Source organism: Leyella lascolaii, assembly GCF_900079775.1.
Classification (GTDB): Bacteria; Bacteroidota; Bacteroidia; order Bacteroidales; family Bacteroidaceae; genus Prevotella; species Prevotella lascolaii.
The window spans coordinates 56,395-76,340 of the sequence record NZ_LT556035.1 but is presented as its reverse complement, the minus strand read 5'-3'; the positions used below and the strand labels follow the sequence as shown (position 1 = coordinate 76,340).

Annotated in this window: 18 protein-coding genes; 17 read left to right on the top strand and 1 reads right to left on the bottom strand. The window is 43.0% G+C overall.

What is annotated here, in order from left to right:
* The first annotated feature begins 169 nt into the window (after positions 1-169).
* The gene (locus tag BN4609_RS01500; protein ID WP_241033167.1) at positions 170-1,330 is read left to right on the top strand and encodes a tetratricopeptide repeat protein; all 1,161 of its coding nucleotides are present in this window, start codon (positions 170-172) and stop codon (positions 1,328-1,330) included.
* Positions 1,317-2,636 (top strand): DEAD/DEAH box helicase, encoded by a 1,320-nt coding sequence (locus BN4609_RS01495; protein ID WP_206196529.1) that lies wholly within the window; start codon positions 1,317-1,319, stop codon positions 2,634-2,636. Before BN4609_RS01500 ends, BN4609_RS01495 begins: the two co-directional genes overlap by 14 nt.
* A gap of 1,023 nt (positions 2,637-3,659) precedes the next feature.
* Here BN4609_RS01495 and BN4609_RS01490 read toward each other — a convergent pair.
* The gene (locus BN4609_RS01490) at positions 3,660-4,106 is read right to left on the bottom strand and encodes a hypothetical protein (protein ID WP_068855041.1); all 447 of its coding nucleotides are present in this window, start codon (positions 4,104-4,106) and stop codon (positions 3,660-3,662) included.
* A 137-nt stretch (positions 4,107-4,243) separates the two neighbouring features.
* Between BN4609_RS01490 and BN4609_RS01485 the strand changes: the two genes are divergently transcribed.
* The 15 genes from BN4609_RS01485 (at position 4,244) to BN4609_RS01420 (ending at position 19,860) form a co-directional block, all read left to right on the top strand.
* Positions 4,244-4,678, top strand: coding sequence for a SoxR reducing system RseC family protein (locus tag BN4609_RS01485; protein ID WP_021993338.1), 435 nt, complete (start codon positions 4,244-4,246; stop codon positions 4,676-4,678).
* A gap of 6 nt (positions 4,679-4,684) precedes the next feature.
* A complete protein-coding gene (locus tag BN4609_RS15520; RefSeq protein WP_084791319.1) occupies positions 4,685-5,512 on the top strand; it encodes an RnfABCDGE type electron transport complex subunit B in 828 nt (275 codons plus the stop codon).
* A 67-nt stretch (positions 5,513-5,579) separates the two neighbouring features.
* Positions 5,580-6,935 (top strand): electron transport complex subunit RsxC, encoded by a 1,356-nt coding sequence (gene rsxC / locus BN4609_RS01480; protein ID WP_068855040.1) that lies wholly within the window; start codon positions 5,580-5,582, stop codon positions 6,933-6,935.
* Positions 6,936-6,940: 5 nt separating this feature from the next.
* Complete coding sequence (locus BN4609_RS01475) at positions 6,941-7,939, top strand: RnfABCDGE type electron transport complex subunit D (protein WP_068855039.1); 999 nt, start codon at positions 6,941-6,943, stop codon at positions 7,937-7,939.
* Positions 7,940-7,950: 11 nt separating this feature from the next.
* A complete protein-coding gene (locus tag BN4609_RS01470) occupies positions 7,951-8,550 on the top strand; it encodes an RnfABCDGE type electron transport complex subunit G (RefSeq protein ID WP_021993333.1) in 600 nt (199 codons plus the stop codon).
* Between the two features lie 40 nt (positions 8,551-8,590).
* Entirely contained in the window at positions 8,591-9,175 is a 585-nt protein-coding gene (locus BN4609_RS01465; protein WP_021993332.1) for an RnfABCDGE type electron transport complex subunit E, read from the top strand.
* Positions 9,176-9,177: 2 nt separating this feature from the next.
* Complete coding sequence (gene rsxA, locus BN4609_RS01460; protein ID WP_021993331.1) at positions 9,178-9,780, top strand: electron transport complex subunit RsxA; 603 nt, start codon at positions 9,178-9,180, stop codon at positions 9,778-9,780.
* Positions 9,781-9,816: 36 nt separating this feature from the next.
* Entirely contained in the window at positions 9,817-10,854 is a 1,038-nt protein-coding gene (gene galE / locus BN4609_RS01455) for a UDP-glucose 4-epimerase GalE (RefSeq protein ID WP_068855038.1), read from the top strand.
* A 687-nt stretch (positions 10,855-11,541) separates the two neighbouring features.
* The gene (locus BN4609_RS01450; protein WP_021993329.1) at positions 11,542-12,537 is read left to right on the top strand and encodes an AAA family ATPase; all 996 of its coding nucleotides are present in this window, start codon (positions 11,542-11,544) and stop codon (positions 12,535-12,537) included.
* 40 nt (positions 12,538-12,577) lie between these two features.
* Positions 12,578-13,450: a DUF58 domain-containing protein gene (locus tag BN4609_RS01445; RefSeq protein WP_068855037.1), complete on the top strand. Its 873-nt coding sequence runs from the start codon at positions 12,578-12,580 to the stop codon at positions 13,448-13,450.
* 52 nt (positions 13,451-13,502) lie between these two features.
* Complete coding sequence (locus tag BN4609_RS01440; protein ID WP_068855036.1) at positions 13,503-14,549, top strand: BatD family protein; 1,047 nt, start codon at positions 13,503-13,505, stop codon at positions 14,547-14,549.
* 13 nt (positions 14,550-14,562) lie between these two features.
* Positions 14,563-15,561 (top strand): vWA domain-containing protein, encoded by a 999-nt coding sequence (locus BN4609_RS01435; RefSeq protein WP_068855035.1) that lies wholly within the window; start codon positions 14,563-14,565, stop codon positions 15,559-15,561.
* A 12-nt stretch (positions 15,562-15,573) separates the two neighbouring features.
* Complete coding sequence (locus BN4609_RS01430; RefSeq protein WP_068855034.1) at positions 15,574-16,596, top strand: VWA domain-containing protein; 1,023 nt, start codon at positions 15,574-15,576, stop codon at positions 16,594-16,596.
* 104 nt (positions 16,597-16,700) lie between these two features.
* The gene (locus BN4609_RS01425; protein WP_306455792.1) at positions 16,701-17,264 is read left to right on the top strand and encodes a tetratricopeptide repeat protein; all 564 of its coding nucleotides are present in this window, start codon (positions 16,701-16,703) and stop codon (positions 17,262-17,264) included.
* 31 nt (positions 17,265-17,295) lie between these two features.
* Positions 17,296-19,860 carry a BatD family protein gene (locus BN4609_RS01420; protein WP_068855032.1) on the top strand — a complete coding sequence of 855 codons (2,565 nt, stop codon included), beginning with the start codon at positions 17,296-17,298 and terminating at the stop codon, positions 19,858-19,860.
* The last annotated feature ends 86 nt before the right edge of the window (positions 19,861-19,946 follow it).

Sequence of the window (19,946 nt, the reverse complement as noted above, 5' to 3'; positions counted from 1 at the left end):
ATTTTATCCTCCACAGCATATTTTGTGGAGGATAAAATAAATTTATTCACCGGATGTGATGTCCGGATTTTTGTTTTCTTGTTTGCGCGGTATCGTACTAAAGTATATGTATATGGTTTCTGTAAATAAATTTGTATTATTCGCATTCTTCTTTTTTGTTCCGGTCAGCATGTTTTCCCAAAGAAAGGAAATATCACAGGCAAAGGTTTGGGTTAAGGCAGGAAACGAATTGGCTAAGGCGGAAGAATCAATGCGTAATTTACTTAAGGATTCCGCGAACCGTAAGAATGATAAGATTTGGCTGGTGCTTTTCGACGCGATAAAGAAGCAATACGATGTCGGCAATGAGCAGTTGTATTTGAAAAAACAGTATGATACGGCAGTTATGTTCAATGCTACACGCAGGATGTTTCTGGTTCTTGAGAGTTTTGATTCGATAGACGCAGAGCCGGACAAGCACGGACGTATTGTTCTTAAATATAGGAAAAAGCACTCCGCTTTTCTTAATACATATCGCCCGAACATGTATAACGGAGGATTGTTCTTTGCAAGAAAAGGTGATTTCAAGCAGGCGTTTGATTTTTTTGATACATACATTGACTGTAAGAATCAGCCTATTTTTTCTGAATACGATTACGGAACACGTGACAGTCTCTTGTCTCGTGCCGCTTACATGGCAGTGTATTGCGGATTCAAACAGAATGATGCCGGGAAGACATTGAAGCATTCCGAACTGGCGATGGCAGATACTGCAAGGCGTAAGTTCTTATATCAGTATCTTGCCGAGACATATAAGCAGCAGTCTGACACGGCAAAATATAAATCGTTGTTGCTTGCGGGTTTCGACAGATATCCAAGGTCCATGTATTTTTTCCCGCGTCTTTTTGACCTGTATTACAAGCATGACGATATGAGGAACGCCCTCATCCTTTGTGACCGCGCATTGGAGACAGACAGTGCAAATGCTGTTTTTCTGTATGCAAAGAGTACCGTCCTGCTCAATATCGGACGTTATGATGAGTGTATAAACATAAGTGACGGCTTGATTGCACGCAACGACACACTGGCAGACGCCTACCTTAATGCCGGACTGGCATATTTCAACCAGGCGTTGAGAATAGATTCGAATACACTTATGTCGCGCAAGCAGAAATCGCGGTTAAGGAATCTTTATAAAAGCGCGATGCCATATCTTGAGCGTTACAGAGCCCTCGCTCCAGACCAGAAAGGCAAGTGGGGGATGCCGCTATACACTATTTACCTTAACCTTAACATGGGAAAGGAATTTGAAGAAATTGACACGTTATTAAAGACGGATGATAATAAATGATTGTTTGAAAAAGCTCGGGATAGAATCTCTGAGCAATATGCAGCGTGCAGCCTGTGAGGCTATATCTCGGGCTGACAATGATGTTGTACTGTTGTCGCCTACCGGTTCCGGAAAGACTCTGGCTTATCTTCTACCTATAATACAGTTGATAGACAAGACGGACAACCGCGTACAGTGTGTTGTAATTGTGCCCGGGCGCGAACTTGCGTTGCAGTCTGCCAATGTGTTCAACGATATGAAGACAGGATTACGCTGTTGCGCGTGTTATGGCGGCCGTATGGCTATGGAGGAACACCGCACCTTGCGTCAGGTGTGTCCACATGTTGTGTTTGCCACTCCTGGACGTCTTAACGATCATCTTGATAAGCGTAACATCCCTGCCGGTGGCATCAGGTATCTTGTCATAGATGAGTTTGACAAATGTCTGGAGATGGGATTCGCAGACGAAATGAGTGAGATAATGTACAAGTTGTCTGATTTGAGAATGCGTGTGCTCTTGTCGGCTACTGATGCGGAGGCAATTCCTCATTTCGTGAAGATGGGGCGTACGGTGCGTATTGACTTTCTTGACAGTGCTGACTCATCCTCGCGTAGAATCGGTATATATAAGGTTTCTGTTCCTGTAAAAGACAAGCTTGAGACATTGTCATCTTTATTGAGGACTTTCGGGAATCAAAGCAGTATTGTGTTTGTGAACTATCGCGAAAGCGTCGAGCGTGTAAACGCCCATCTGCGTAGCCTCGGATTTGTCACGAGCGCATACCATGGAGGAATGGAACAGCGCGAACGGGAGGCTGCCGTTTACAAGTTTTCAAACGGTTCGTCCAATGTGCTTGTCAGTACAGACCTTGCTTCGCGAGGGCTTGACATACCGTTTGTCGAGAATATCATACACTATCATCTTCCGGAAACAGAAGATAATTACATTCACCGCATTGGGCGTACAGCCCGGTGGGACGCTTCCGGCAGAGTCTTCTTTTTGTTGAATCCTTCTGAAAAGCTTCCCGACTATGTGAGGAAAGATGTTGACGGTTTCGAACTGCCTTCCGAGTTGCCGCCTGTGCCACAGCCTGTAAACGCTACAGTATATATAGGTAAGGGGAAACAGAGCAAGATAAGCAAGGGAGATATTGTAGGTTTCCTATGCAAGAAGGCAGGACTCAAGGCTGGTGACATTGGCAGAATCGACATAAAAGAACGCTATTCATATGTCGCGGTTGAACGTTCCAAACTACGTCAGGTGTTGCGCATGGCAGACGGAGAAAAGATAAAAGGAGTGAAGACTGTTGTTGAGGAAGTAGACTGATCGGAAAATCCGGATACGCATATGTCAATAGCTGTTCGTATGGAGAGAATCATCTGATTTCCTCAATTTTTCAGTTTTCAAATATATTTTCTTGCCGGTTTTAACGCCTTTACGTTATGTCTGATAAGGATGTTTATCGGAAATTCAAGCCCGAACGGCTGTACCGGATAAGAATCTTGCTGGAAAATATATCTGTAATGCGTCGGACACATGTTATGTCATGATTCTCATTGACCGTCAGTTGCTATATGATTCCGTTCGACGGAGGACTGTTTTTTTTCGGAAAATCCGGATACGTATATTCATGTAATATAGTTGAAAGATGCCGAATATTCATATAATGTAAAGTCTCTGAGAATTACGCAGAGACAACCGGAATACATCCTGTCTCTGTATAGGCTGGTTTTTACGTATCATTATAATTTGTTGTATATCAGAACTTTGTGAAATTGATGCTCTCCAGAAGTTTTTCATGACATGCGAAAAAGGCTTTCCCGTGTAACGGGAAAGCCTATATGGGCACGTGGAAAAGGCTTTTCTGTGTGACGACATGGGCTTTTCCGGAGTGTAATCCGTTCACAGACGGATGCCGGATATGAGATGGAACGGTGGAAAAAGCATGTGTGCGGAGAAATTGTGGGGTATATTGTAGGGAGAAATGTGGGGGAGGGTATAATCCGGAGAGCCTCAAACGCATGAATGAGAGAGACAGCATGCCCTCAACGTTTCTGTTTTGCGAAAAAATAATGTAAATATTTTTTACTGCGCGTTCCGGATAAATATTCATTCGTGTCAGGCAAATAATCATGGCTTCCGGTATGCACATAACTTCCATAAGATTTAAGACAGGTCTACTACAAATGATATATCTGAATTAAATCAATCTCCGTGCTTGTCATGCTCTTGCACTTTTGCGGAAAAGTCTTGACGGACACCGATGGTTGACAATCATATGTCCTTCCCATCGGCTGTTATGATGTCACGTGTGCAGTGGACAATATGCACACCTGTCGGAGCAGTTCTTTATTTTTCTTTACCAAGCAGTTCTGACAGGAAAGAGTTAAGGTCGTCGTTGAGGTTTTCCATCAGGTTTCCGCCAATTATTACCGTATCGTTGTCGGCAACGTACAATTCAGAGATGTTTTCCCTTTCTTCATTTTCGAGGACAAAACTGTATGGTTTCATAATTCCCATATTGTCTATTGCGTCGTGCAATCTCTGTAGTGTGTCTTGCAACACCGCAGTTACGTCCTTATAGAAACGTTCGTCATTGTTGTTTATCCATTGTTCTACAACACATCGGGTTATTTCCCTGTCGTCATCATCGAATGAAATCATTTCACCGCTGTCTTGTGACACTCTTATATGAATATCAGTAAGAAGCGACGTTTCCTCGTTCGGAGGGAACTTCAGGATGATTTTCTTTACGAAACGCTCAATCTGCTGCGTTGTCTGTTCGGATGTTTTCATATCAGTCTTTGTAATAATATGATGCAAATATACTATTTTTCGGGAATAGTGAGCTAAAAACGGACGAAAATATTATAGTTTTATTTGCTATTTAGAAATTATAATGTTACTTTTGCACATATATATTAGAAATATGTATGAGCCAATCCTGTAACAGAATCGCACATGACGGAGTTGTTGTTGCCGTTAATGGAGATAGCGTCAGTGTGCGGATTGTCCGGACTTCAGCGTGCGTTTCATGCAAAGTTTCCGGTTTGTGCAATAAGACAGAAAGCCGTGAGATGGATGTGACAGTCCGTGGCGCGCATGTTTCAGGATTAAAAGAAGGAGACAGTGTTGTTGTCGCAGTCCGTGACAGCATGGCTCGTATGGCGGTGACATATGGCTTCGGACTTCCTCTTGCCATCATGCTTGTATCCTTTTTTATAGCTGAGACCTTTTGTGAGAATGATTTAATCATATCCTTGACATCTTTGGGAATGGTTGCCGTCTATTACTTCATCTTGTATCTGTTGCGGGATAGGTTGGATAAGAGATTCTCTTTTGAGATAATGGATATAAAAAAGATTTGAGTTAGCATGGATTATCTGTTGATTGCAGTGTTGGTACTTGGCTCGATAGCGTTTGTCGCATCGCTGGTTCTTTATGTCTGTTCCAGAAAGTTTTATGTCAAGGAAGACAGCCGTGTAGGAAGTGTTACGGAACTTCTGCCTCATGCCAACTGTGGCGGATGCGGCTATCCAGGATGCTCCGGCTTTGCTTCTGCGGTTGTCAGTGCGGCTGATTCCGGATCCATTGAAGGGCTCTTCTGTCCTGTAGGAGGCAATGAGACGATGAGACGTATCGGCACACTGCTGAATGTGGATGCGGGAGATACAGCACCTAAAGTGGCTGTCGTAAGATGTGGGGGGACACGCGACATCCGTCCTTCTGTCTCACAATATTCAGGACTTCGAACCTGTTTTGCTGTACATATGTGCAGCGCGGGAGAAACAGCCTGTGGCTATGGCTGCCTCGGGTGTGGCGATTGCGTGAACGCATGCATGTTCGGAGCTTTATCCATCGGTACTCAAAGCGGCATTGCTGAAGTTGACACGTCAAAGTGTGTGGGATGTGGTGCGTGCGTAAAGGAGTGTCCCCGCAATATTATAGAATTACGTGAGAGGCAAGATACAAAACCTTCAGTATATATAAGGTGTATGAATTGTGACAGTGGGGCGGTGGCATCCAAGGCTTGTGGCGTGTCTTGCATCGGTTGCGGAAAATGCGCAAAGGAATGTCCTACGGGTGCCATTACGATAGAGAATGGACTTGCCCGTATCGACATGGAGCGGTGCGAATCATGCGGAAAGTGTGTCGAGGTGTGTCCGAGAAACGCTGTCAGGATGCTTGTATGCGGCAGCTGATTACGTACATGTTTATGCTGTCTTAATTGCGTGTTTACATATTTGTGTTCTATAAAGACTTCATCATATGATGTTCAAGACGTTCAGAATAGGAGGAATTCATCCGGAAGAAAACAAGATTACTGCGGAAATCGAGACGTGTGTGGCTGAACTGCCACAAGAGGCTTTCTTTCCTCTGTCGCAGCATATAGGTGCGCCGGCTGTGCCTATAGTTAAAAAGGGAGACAAGGTCAAGGTCGGCACAAAAATAGCAGAGGCTGGCGGACCGGTCTCAGCACCGGTTCATTCTTCCGTTTCGGGCACTGTCACAAAAATAGGGACTATAATTGACGCTACCGGTTATAACAAGCCGGTAATTATAATAAAGACAGAGGGCGATGAGTGGGAGGAATCCATTGACAGAAGTGATGCTCTTGAGACACTTGACGGACACGACGGACTTACACCGGAATATATTATCACACGCATAAGGGACGCAGGCATAACCGGAATGGGAGGCGCCGGATTCCCTACATACGTTAAGTTTACCCCGCCATCTACGTCAAAAATAGACTGTGTCATCATAAATGCAGTAGAGTGTGAACCGTACATAACGTCTGATTACAGGCTTATGATGGAGCATGCGGATGAAATTCTTGTAGGTGTGAAATTGGTGCTTATGGCTGTTTCCGCTCCCGTAGCTTACATCGGTATTGAGCGGAACAAGCCTGCGGCAATTAGACTTTTTCAGGAGAAGACCATCGGTGAAAGAAGCATAAAGGTTGTCCCCTTGGAACAGAAATATCCTCAGGGTGGCGAGAAGCAGCTTATTGACGCTGTGATAAGGCGTCAGGTTCCCGACCCGCCCGCGATACCAGCCAATGTCGGAACGGTTGTCGTGAATGTCGGGACTGCCTTCGCCGTATATCAGGCGGTAATGAAGAACAAACCGTTGTTCGAACGATACACAAGTGTCTCCGGTAAGCACATCAGCCAGCCGAAGAATTTCCTTGTAAGGATGGGGACTCCGATAAGTCAGCTCATTGACGCATGTGGCGGACTTCCGGACGGAGACAACAAGATTATAGCAGGCGGCCCCATGATGGGCAAGGCACTTATGACGACAGGTGTCCCGGTGTGCAAGGGCACAAACAGCATAACAGTCCTGTCGGGAAAAGAAGCCGTGCGTGACGGTGCGATAGGTCCCTGCATCAGATGTGCCAAATGTGTGGGTGTCTGTCCGATGGGGCTTGAGCCGTATATTCTTGCCACATCCTCCGCTGCTCATAATTGGGAGATGGCAGAAGAACATTTCATCACATCATGCATAGAATGCGGGTCATGTCAGTACACATGTCCTGCCAACAGACCGATGCTTGACAATATACGTTTTGGAAAATCAAAAGTGATGACCATCATAAGGGCGCGTAAACAAAAAAGTTAATAATTATGTCAAACCTGATTGTATCTTTATCACCACATATACATGGAAATGACAGTATAAAACGTAATATGTACGGTGTCGTCATCGCACTGTTGCCGGCATTGCTGGTCTCGTTCTATTATTTTGGAGTAGGTGCGGCAGTTGTCTGCATCACGAGTGTCGTTTCGTGCGTGTTCTTTGAATGGGCTATAAACCGCTATCTTCTCCGCAACCGGAATCTGTCTGTTCTTGACGGCTCTGCTGTGATAACAGGTCTGCTTCTCGGCTTCAACTTGCCGTCAAATATTCCTGTCTGGATTGTCGTTATAGGTTCATTGGTTGCCATCGGCATAGGAAAAATGACATTTGGAGGATTGGGCTGCAATCCGTTTAATCCGGCTTTGGTGGGTAGATGTTTTCTTTTGGTCTCGTTTCCTGCACAGATGACGACATGGCCTGTCGCCGGACAGCAATGGCACTACATGGATGCCGTGACCGAAGCTACCCCTTTAAGCATTATGAAAGAGGCTGCCAAAACCGGTGACGCGACTGTGTTGGAAAAACTGCCGGATTCTCTCAGTATGATTTTGGGCAATAACGGTGCGGCGTTCGGTGGCGGCTCTATTGGCGAGGTGTGTGCTCTTGCATTATTGGCAGGTCTCGCCTATATGCTTTGGCGTAATATAATTACATGGCATATACCCATAAGCATTTTGTTGACGATTTTTGCCTTTTCAGGCATACTTCATATTGTGGACTCCTCCTATGCCGACCCGATGACGGTATTGTTTTCCGGCGGCGTGATGTTGGGAGCCATATTCATGGCCACAGACTATGTCACATCGCCAATGACACATAAAGGTCAGATAATATATGGTGTATCCATAGCTGTCCTGACGATAGTCATACGCAACTGGGGGGCATATCCGGAGGGAATGTCTTTCGCGATTCTCGTCATGAATGCGTTTACACCCTTGATTAATATGTATGTAAGACCGAAGCGTTTCGGAGAGAATAGGAAATAAAAGTCAAAGATATGGAAAAATTGAAATCCACATTCCGCAATATGTCATTGGTCTTGATTACTGTCACCGTAATTACCGGTGCCTTGCTGGCTGTTGTGAATCATGTTACGGAGGAACCGATAAAAGTGCAGGCAGACAAAGTTCTTTCTGACGGAATAAAAACAGTCATGCGCAACAACAATATCGTTGTAGACTCTGCGGACAGTATTGTAATTGATAATGACGGCAGACAGGAACTGTTTGTTGTTTATCGTATAACCGGTGATGGTGCCGGTGATGTGGGAAAGGCAATAGAAAGCAGTGTGATGGGATTTGGAGGACAAATGAAAATTCTGGTAGGTTTTGATGAAAACTCAAGAATACTCGGTTATACAATATTGCAGTCTTCAGAGACTCCAGGACTTGGTACAAAGGCGGACAAATGGTTTGATGAAGGAGGCAAGGGTGACATAACAGGTCATGACATGTCAGACGGTAAACCTCTGGCAGTGACTAAAGACGGAGGCACTGTTGACGCCATCACTGCATCAACAATAACGACAAGAGCTTTTCTTAAGGCTGTAAATCAGGCATATGAGGTTTATGAGGAAAGCCGGAAAAGCGGTGACTGAGAGCGCATTTTGAGGAATACTGAATATAATAATGGGAACAATGAATTATCTTAGAATAGTAATAAACGGCATTGTGCAGGAGAATCCTACATTTGTTCTTCTGCTCGGAATGTGTCCCACACTGGCAACTACCACGTCTGCCGTCAACGGAATGTCTATGGGATTGGCTACGATGTTTGTATTAATATGTTCCAACGTTGTCATATCGCTCGTCAAGAACCTCACACCGGACAGTGTCCGCATTCCTGTATTTGTTGTTATAATAGCATCTTTTGTTACAATATTGCAGATGTGTCTGCAGGCATACCTTCCTTCAATAAACAAGTCATTGGGAATATACATACCTTTGATAGTGGTGAATTGTATAATACTGGGACGCGCCGAGGCTTTTGCATGTAAGAACGGAGCTGTTCCGAGTTTCTTCGACGGTGTTGGAATCGGCATCGGGTTCACCATCGCGCTTACCGTGCTCGGTATGTTGCGCGAACTGCTTGGCGCAGGTTCTCTGTTTGGAGTGGTCTTGCTTCCGGATACGACAAATATGCTGTTGTTCATATTGCCTCCCGGAGCTTTCCTTACATTAGGCTATCTGATAGCACTGGTCAATAAATTCAAGAAGTCATAACTATGGAATATATATTGATATTCATATCCGCTATATTTGTAAATAACATCGTCCTGTCCCAGTTTCTTGGGATATGCCCGTTCCTCGGAGTGTCAAAGAAGGTGGAGACAGCTTTGGGTATGGGTCTCGCCGTCGCTTTTGTGCTTACTTTATCCACAGTCGTGACATATCTGGTTCAGAAGTTTGTGCTCGATCCGGCAGGTCTTCAGTACATGCAGACTATAGCATTCATCCTCATAATAGCCTCTTTGGTGCAGATGGTGGAGATAATTCTGAAGAAAGCGTCACCTGTGATGTATCAGGCATTAGGCATATTTCTGCCGTTGATTACAACTAACTGTTGCGTTTTGGGAGTTGCGATATTGGTGATACAGAAGGATTTCAATCTTGCGGAAAGCATCGTTTACGCATTCTCCACAGCAGTAGGATTCGCCCTCGCGCTGATTGTTTTTGCCGGTCTGCGTGAGCAATTGTCCATGGTGAACATTCCAAAGGGTATGCGCGGAATGGCGGTTGTGCTTGTTACGGCAGGCATTCTTGCATTGGCGTTTATGGGATTCAGCGGAGTAGACAATGGTCTTAGGTCTCTGTTCGGATTAGAATGAAGGAAAATATAAGTCTTAATATAACAAACTAAATTTATGAAACAAACGATTTTAGTTACAGGAGGAACCGGTTTCATCGGTTCACACACAACGGTAGAACTGCAACAGGCAGGTTACAATGTGGTAATAGTCGATAATCTGTCGAATTCAAAGATTGAGGTTCTTGACGGCATAGAGAAGATTACAGGAGTGCGCCCCGCATTTGAAAACGTGGACCTTCGTGAAAAAAGCGCAGTTGAGGCTGTTTTCGAAAAGTATCCTCATATAGAAGGCATTATTCACTTTGCGGCATCAAAGGCAGTCGGTGAAAGCGTGGAGAAGCCTTTGCTGTATTATCGCAACAATATCGTGTCGCTGATAAACCTCCTCGAACTAATGCCAAAATATAATGTGAAAGGCATAATATTCTCGTCAAGTTGTACCGTCTATGGTCAGCCGTCAGAAGACAATCTGCCTGTAACAGAGGAGGCTCCTATACAGAAAGCACTTTCTCCTTATGGCAATACAAAGCAGATAAACGAAGAGATAATCTGTGATTATATTCATAGCGGAGCACCGATAAAATCAATAATATTACGCTATTTCAATCCGATAGGCGCCCATCCGTCTGCATATATCGGCGAACTTCCCAATGGTGTGCCGATGAATCTTATTCCATTTGTCACACAGACAGCGATAGGTGTACGCAAGGAACTGAAAATTTTCGGAAATGATTATAATACACCGGACGGAACATGCATTCGTGACTATATTTATGTTGTTGACCTCGCCAAGGCTCATGTTGCGGCAATGGCACGAGTGCTTGACCAGGATACAGACGCAGTTGAGGTGTTTAATGTCGGAACAGGTAAGGGTGTTTCTACACTTGAGGTGGTAGAGGGCTTTGAAAAAGCCACCGGTGTAAAGGTCAACTGGAGCTATGCGCCACGACGCGAAGGTGATATAGAGAAGGTCTGGGGAAATGTTGATAAAGCCAACAATGTGCTTGGCTGGAAAGCGGAAACCCCGTTGGAGGATGTACTGGCTTCAGCTTGGAGATGGCAGAAAAAACTACGTGAGGACGGTATAATGTAATGAACGGAAATTGAGCATTCTCTTTTCTCGTTTTTCAACATGACAGGTCGTAAGACCTTCTGGAACGCATTTACACTAAGTTGTAAGTTCTTCGGCTTTCTTTCGTACAGCTGATGGAATGTTGTTTCCGACATTCTCCCGGTGCGGCACGCTGCGTCTGAGACATAAACGGAAACAGATTTGTATGGTGGCTGTAAGAAATACGGATGAAGACCTTACAGTTTAGTGTAAATGTTATATTAGTGTTTTGATGAGAATGTGGTTAAAACGCTAATGAATTGTGATATTAATAAAAGACTCAATAATATTTTTGAATCATCCACCTTAAATCATATACATAAATACAAATAGGTTGTTATACCTCCAACGCAAGATTCTTACTTGGTAGTATACTCTTCATCCTTCATCCGCACTGCTACTGCGATTTTGCTTCGTGCTTTTGCCCGCTGTAGCACTCTATATCTTTTACAAAACGTGAGACCGACAGACCGTACATGAGCATGAAAGAATGATGGAGCCGGACTGCCTATTCGTGATAAATCAAGTGATTGCAGATGTACTCAATATTTATATTGTTTATATGTGAAGACGTGTTTCCAGCCCCTTTTTTAATATAATTTAGAGCGCATCATTCGCCTCTCTCTGATTAATATTGTAATTTTGCGACAAAATTAATATATATAAAATATGGCAGAATCTATTGATATTCGTGAACTTAATATCCGGATAGAACAGCAGAGCGGTTTTGTAACCAATCTTGTTACAGGAATGAACCGTGTGATAGTAGGACAGAAGCATCTCATTGATTCGTTGCTTATATCACTTCTCAGTGACGGACATATATTGCTGGAAGGTGTTCCTGGTCTTGCCAAGACATTGGCTATAAAGACGCTTTCGCAGCTTATAGATGCTGATTACAGCAGAATACAGTTTACTCCGGACCTGTTGCCGGCAGACGTGATTGGTACGTTGATATATTCTCAGAAAGATGAAAAATTCCATGTGAAAAAAGGACCTGTCTTCGCAAACTTCGTGCTGGCTGATGAGATTAACCGTGCTCCGGCAAAAGTACAGAGCGCACTTCTTGAAGCCATGCAGGAGCATCAGGTAACGATAGGTGAAGAGACTTTTGCATTGCCAAATCCGTTCCTTGTTATGGCGACCCAGAACCCGATTGAGCAGGAAGGTACTTATCAGCTTCCGGAAGCCCAAGTCGACCGATTCATGTTGAAGGTAATAATAGGCTATCCTACGCTTGAAGAGGAAAAACTGATAATACGTTCAAACATCAGCGGAGAACAGCCTGCCGTGCGTCCTGTGACAACAGCGGAAGAGATACTAAAGGCAAGAAAAATTGTAAATGAAGTGTATCTTGATGAAAAAATCGAACAATATATTGCAGACATTGTTTTTGCTTCAAGATATCCAGACCGTTACGGACTGCCGGAGTTGAAGAATATGATAACTTTCGGAGGCTCGCCACGTGCCAGCATAAATCTTGCGAAAGCGTCGCGTGCCTACGCCTTCATAAAGCATCGGGGATATGTTGTGCCTGAAGACGTGCGTGCTGTCGCCCATGATGTGATGCGCCACCGCATAGGCCTTTCTTATGAGGCGGAGGCAAGCAATACTTCAGCAGAAGAAATTGTTTCTAAGATTATAAACAAAGTTGAAGTTCCATAAAACTTCATTTGTAATGTGATTCAACAAAACAATATTTGGGGTGGAGACGTCTGATTTATTAAAGAAGGTTCGTAAGATAGAAATAAAAACGCGTGGACTGAGCCAGAATATATTTGCCGGTCAGTATCATTCTGCGTTTAAGGGGCGTGGTATGGCTTTTGCCGAAGTGCGCGAATATCAGTTCGGTGATGACGTGCGCGATATAGACTGGAATGTGACCGCCCGCTTCCGTAAACCTTTCGTCAAGGTGTATGAGGAGGAGCGCGAACTGACGGTAATGCTGCTCATTGATGTTTCCGGTTCCTTGGATTTCGGTACCTCCCGTCAGATGAAATGTGACATGGTTACGGAGATTGCGGCTACTCTTGCTTTCAGTGCCATGCAGAATAATGATAAGATAGGAGTTATATTTTTTTCAGATAGAATAGAAAAATATATTCCGCCACAGAAAGGACGTAAGCATATACTATATATAATACGGGAGATGCTTGATTTCCATCCTCAAAGCAAGAAGACAGATGTGGGTATGGCGGTCGCCTATCTAACACGTGTCATAAAAAGGAGATGTACGGCTTTTTTGCTTAGTGATTTCTATGACCGTAAAGACATGTTGCAGGAGCTTGAAATAGCAAACCGCAAACATGACATCATGGCAATACAGGTCTACGATAAGAGGGCGAAAGCATTGCCTGATATAGGTCTCATGAAAGTGCGCGATGCTGAGAGCGGTCATGAAATGTACATAGATACCAGTTCTTCCAGACTTAGGACTGCACATACGAGATATTGGCTTGACAGGCAGGCTGTGTTGGGGGAGACTTTTGCAAAAAGTAATGTCGACTGGATGTCTGTCGCCACTGATGAGGATTATGTAAGGTCTATGATGGCACTATTTGCCAAACGAAACAGATGATAGTTGAAATTAAGTGAAGACATTGAAGAAATTTCTTATAATAATAATCTTAATGTTGCCCGTCGTGTCGCATGCCAAAACAGGACGAGTGTATGTAAAGGCAGCAATAGACTCAATTGCGATTTTCATAGGGCAGCAGGTCAATTTGACCGTAGATGTTACGGCAGACCGCGGTGCAAAGATTGCTTATCCGACATTCGAGCGTGCGCAATTTATCACACCGGGAGTGGAAGTTCTCAGAACGTCAGATGCAGATACATCGTTGATAGACAATGGCATGATGACCGTTTCAAAAACTTTTACTCTTACGAGTTTTGACGAAAAGCTATATGCCATACCGGGTATGAAAGTGAGTGTGGACGGTAAGGTGTATGCTGCCAACCAGTTGGCATTGAAAGTTCTTTCGGTGGAGGTAGACACGTTGCACCTTGACAAATTCTTCCCTCCCAAAGATGTGCAGGATAATCCTTTCGATTGGTCTGAATGGAGTGGAGTGTTCTGGATGAGTGTAGTGGTATTGCTACTATGCATGCTGTGTTGTTATCTTGCGGTGTGTCTGAAACAGAACAAGCCGGTCATGGTGCGCATACGCGTGATAAAGAAAGTGTTGCCGCACCAGAAAGCTATGACTGTTATAGAACGTCTACGCAAGGAGAAAATGAATTCTTCAGAGAATCAGAAAGAATATTATACCCAGCTCACGGATGCATTAAGACAGTATATCAAAGAACGTTTCGGCTTTAATGCTATGGAGATGACCAGTACGGAGATACTCGACAGACTTCGTGAGAATGGCGACCAGAGTATGCTGGATGAATTGAAAGAACTGTTTTATACGGCAGATTTGGTCAAGTTCGCCAAGTATTCTACACTGCTCAACGAGAATGACATGAATCTGGTGAATGCTATAAATTTCATAGATCAGACAAAGATTGAGAATCTTCCTACAGAGGAGAAAATTGTACCGAAACTGTCGGAGAATGACATAAAGACCCGTCAGAACCGGATTGTTATAAAGACGCTTATCGCTATAGCATCAGTTCTTGTTGTGGCAATGATCTGTTTCGTGGTATATAGGGTATATCTGTTGATGGTATAAGGAATAAAGAAAAATGGAATTTGCAAATAAAGAATATTTCCTGCTGCTTATATTGCTGATACCATATGTGTTATGGTATTTCCTTTATAAGAAAAAAAGCGAGCCAACCCTGAGGATGAGTGATACCGAGGCTTATCGTTTCGTCGGAGGCAGCTGGCGTGTGAGAATTGTCCATATGCCAATGTTGCTTAGATGTATAGCTTTCGTGATGCTTGTTATTGTTCTGGCACGTCCGCAAACACATAACTCATGGGGGAGTAAATCTGTAGAAGGCATTGATATAATGCTTGCAATGGATGTATCCACATCAATGTTGGCAGAAGACTTGAAGCCTAACCGTATAGAGGCAGCCAAGAATGTTGCGGCAGAATTTATCTCCGGGCGTCCGGATGACAATATAGGACTTACAATATTTGCGGGCGAATCATTCACGCAGTGTCCTATGACGACGGATCATGCATCGTTGCTTAACATGTTGCAGTCTGTACGTACTGATATTGCATCAAGAGGGATTATAGCTGACGGAACAGCAATTGGTATGGGATTGGCAAACGCTGTTTCCAGACTGAAAGATTCTAAAGCAAAAAGTAAGGTTATAATTCTACTCACTGATGGAAGCAACAACATGGGGGACATATCTCCAATGACAAGCGCGCAGATAGCGAAGAAATTCGGTATAAGAGTATACACCATCGGAGTAGGTACCAACAAGGTAGCTCCTTATCCGATGCCCGTCGCTGGGGGTATACAATATATAAAAATACCTGTTGAAATAGATTTCAAGACTTTGACGGACATTGCGTCAACGACAGACGGAAATTCATACAGGGCTACCAACAACCGTGAACTACAGCAGATATATAACGATATTGACAAACTTGAGAAGACAAAGATGAACGTAAAGAAATTCTCAAAAAGGTATGAGGCGTTCCAGCCGTTCGCGTTTGCATTGTTCATTGTACTGCTGTCAGACATTTTACTAAGAACGACGGTATTAAGAAGAATACCATAAAATTTAAGAGAGATGTTTAGATTCGAGGATCCAATATATCTTTGGCTTCTACTGCTTGTGCCGGTATTGCTGTTGCTACGGTTCATTACATACAAGCGCAGAATGGCAAAACTGAAGAAATTCGGTGACATGTCGCTTGTTACAGAGTTGATGCCGGATGTCTCAAAATACAGACCCACGGTAAAGTTCATGCTTATTCTGGCTGCATTGGCTCTTGTCGCTTTCATGCTTGCACGTCCGCAGAGTGGAACCAAAATATCGAATGAGAGCCGTAATGGCATTGAAACGATTATAGCTGTCGACATAAGCAATTCCATGCTCGCGAGAGATGTGGCACCGTCAAGACTTGACAAAAGCAAGTTGCTGGTGGAGAATCTGATTGATAATTTTACGGAAGACAGAATCGGACTCATTGTATTTGCCGGTGAAGCTTTCGTACAGTTACCTATAACCAACGACTATGTTTCTGCAAAAATGTTTCTGCAGAATATGGATCCGTCTCTTATCTCTACTCAGGGAACCGATATTGCGCGCGCAATAAGACTGGCGATGAACAGTTTTAGCCAACAGGAGAAAATAGGGCGCGCTATAATAGTCATCACTGACGGAGAAGACCATGAGGGTGGCGCTCTTGACGCAGCAAAAGAAGCCAGGAAGAAAGGTATAAATGTGTTTATCCTCGGTGTCGGAAATGGGAATGGAGCACCCATACCTGTTGGGAACGGATACCTGACAGATGCAAGTGGTAAAACAGTAATGACTGCTCTTAATGAGCGGATGTGTCAGGAGGTTGCCCAAGCAGGAAACGGCACGTATATTCACGTTGATAATACAAGTGACGCACAAGAAAAATTGAATTCGGAGATTTCTAAATTGCAGAAAGGTACGACACAGAATGTTATCTATAGTGAATATGACGAACAGTTTCAGGCTTTTGGCATTCTTGTGCTGATTCTTATCATTACTGAAGTATGCATTCTCGAGGCAAAGAATCCTATTCTTAAGAACATACGCTTATTCAGGAGGAAAAAGTGATGAACAGGTATATAATATTATTATTTATTACATTTACCTGTCTGACTGATGTGTCGGCACAGGCAGACCGGCAGTCCATACGCTCAGGTAACAAACTGTACAGGATGCAGGAATATTCAAAGGCGGAAGCGGAATACAGAAAGGCTGTTGCCGTGAATCCTGACAATCCGCAGGCGTTGTATAATCTTGGATGTGCTTTAATGATGCAGCAAAAGGACTCCGCTGCCGTAGAAGAATATCAGAAGGCTGCAAGGGTGGAGAAGAACGCCATGCGTAAAGCCAAAATTTTCCACAATATAGGGGTCATTTGCCAGAATCGTAAAATGTTTGCAGAAGCAATATCTGCATACAAGGAAAGTCTTAGAAATAATCCGGATGATAATGAGACTCGTTATAATCTGGCGTTATGTAAGAGACAGCAAAAAAACAGTCAGAATAAACCTCAACAAAACAATAAGGACGATAAGCAAAACAAGAATAATAAGGAAAAACAGCAAAAACAAAAAACTCAGCAAAAACAAGATACTCAGCAGAAGCAGGAGCAGATGAGCAAGGATAACGCAGAACAATTGCTTAATGCTGCTATGCAGGCTGAAAAAGAAACAAAAAAACGAATGCAAAACGAGTCACACCATTCGCGGTCAAGAAAACTCGAAAAAAATTGGTAAGACATTTTCATTTAATGACATTCATGTTATTATGAGGATCACGAAATTACATTTAGTATTATGTATAATGTTGCTGTGTGTATGCAGGTCATATTCACAGGGAATATCTGTTTCTGCCCCGTCGCAGGTAGCTGTGGGGGAGAATTTCCGAATCGCATACACAGTAAACACGCAGGATGTCGATGATTTCAGGGCAGGAAATATTCCTGCGGGAATAGAGGTTATTGCAGGACCGTATCAGTCTGTACAAAGAAGTATCCAGATGATAAACGGACGTACAAGCAGCTCTTCATCCATTACATTCACTTATACTTTATATGCAGAGAAGAAAGGTACTTATACTATACCATCGGCTCATGCAAAAGTTGATGGAAAAAGCATTTCGTCAAAGGCTGTAAAAATAACAGTCAGTGGCACATCTGCAAACACCAACGGAGCACCGCGTATGCATGATGAAAGTGAACCGATGAGACCATCCGGGTCGCATATAAGCGGAAAGGATCTGTTTGTAAAGGTAAGCGCAAATAAAAGGCGCGTATACGAACAGGAACCGATATTGTTGACCTACAAAGTTTATACGTTGGTTGATTTGACACAATTAGATGGGAAAATGCCAGATTTGACCGGTTTTCATACGCAAGAGATTAAACTGCCTCTTCAGAAGAGTTATCACATAGAGAAGGTAAATGGCATAAATTATCGTTGTGTCACATGGAGTCAATATGTCATGTATCCGCAGATGACAGGAAAATTGCAAATACCAAGCATAACATTTAAAGGTATTGTTGTGCAGCAGAATCGTGCGGTAGATCCTTTCGAGGCTTTTTTCAATGGCGGTTCCGGATATGTTGAGGTAAAGCGTAATATTGTCGCTCCAGCAATAGACATTCAGGTGGATCCGCTTCCCAAAAAGCCTGTTGGATTTTCCGGTGGAGTCGGTTCTTTCAAAATTTCCGCTAATGCAGACAATAAAAGTATTAAAGCCGGCGATCCGTTGACAGTTAGGGTTGTTGTGAGTGGTGTAGGCAATATGAAGTTGCTTAAACAGCCTTCAGTCGCATTTCCAAAGGATTTTGACAAATATGATCCTAAGGTTACAGATAATACAAAGCTAACTGAGAAAGGTATTGAAGGTAGCATAATATATGATTTTCTGGTCGTTCCACGTAATCAGGGGAAATATGTTATTCCACCTGTAAACTTTACATATTATGATTTGAACGAAAAGAAATACAAGACGATTAAGACACAGCCTATAAATGTTAACGTTGCAAAAGGGACTGGACGCGGTGGTGGTATCGTCAATTATTCTGATGATGTTGAGGATGATATTCGAGGAATAAAGACCGGAAGCACATCCTTGCGTCAACTTGGACAGTTTTTTTATGGTTCCGTTTCTTATTGGAGTTGTATCGCTTTATTGATTATATTGTTTGTTGTTCTTTTAGTAGTTTTCCGTAAAAGAGCGATCGATAATGCCGATATAGTAAAGATGAAAGGACGCAGGGCCAACAGGGTTGCTGTTAAGAGACTGAGAAACGCGGAAAAGCTTATGAAGTCAGGAAGGCAGAACGAATTCTATGATGAAGTATTGAGAGCACTTTGGGGTTACGTAAGTGACAAGTTGAATATGCCGGTAGAACGGCTTTCAAGAGATAATATTTCATACAATCTCAAAAATAATGAAATAAAGGAATCTACGATAAATAAATTTATGAGCGCTCTTGATGAATGTGAATTTGAGCGTTATGCTCCTGGTGATATCGCAGGAAATATGAGTAAGACCTATGACAGCGCAATGAATGCAATAATGGATATAGAGAACTCCTTGAAAACATCAAAACACAGGAAAAAGACAAATATGTCAATAATACTGTTGCTGATGTTGTTTCCGCTTTCTCTGTCTGCCGTAACAAAAGAGCAGGTGGATGACGCATATTCAAAAGGAAATTATCAGAAAGCGATAGTAGGATACAATGAATTGTTGAAAAAAGGTGTAAGTGCAGAATTATATTATAATTTGGGCAATGCATATTATCGTACAGGAGACAATACTAAGGCTATAATAGCATATGAAAGAGCATTAAGACTTTCTCCGGGAGACAATGATGTTCTTTTTAATCTCCAGTTTGTGCGGAACAAGACTGTAGACAAGATTATGCCACGAAGTGAGATGTTCTTCGTCACATGGTACAAATCACTGGTCAATAGTGTTGGTGTAGACACCTGGGCTGTGCTGTCTGTTTTATTTGTGATTATTGCGTTGGTTCTTACGCTCCTGTTTCTATTTGGAGATAGAATCATATTCAGAAAACTTGGATTTTACGGAGCAATCGCATTTCTGATACTGTTTATTTTCAGTAATGTCTTCGCGTATCATCAAAAAATGCAGTTTGAGAATCGTGATGAAGCAATTGTTGTTATGTCTGTCGTTAATGTCAAAAATACACCTGCAGAATCCGGATCTGACAGCTTCACTTTACATGAAGGGACAAATGTGAGGATAATAGATAAGACAATGAAGGATTGGCGTCATATAGAACTGCCTGACGGAAGAGACGGATGGGTTAGAGAAAATCAGATAGAAGAAATATAAAATCTGTATATTACAATAATGGATGTTAATACGTTTTTGGCTTTTGATCAGAGTTTGTTGCTATATTTGAATGGCAGCAATTCTAT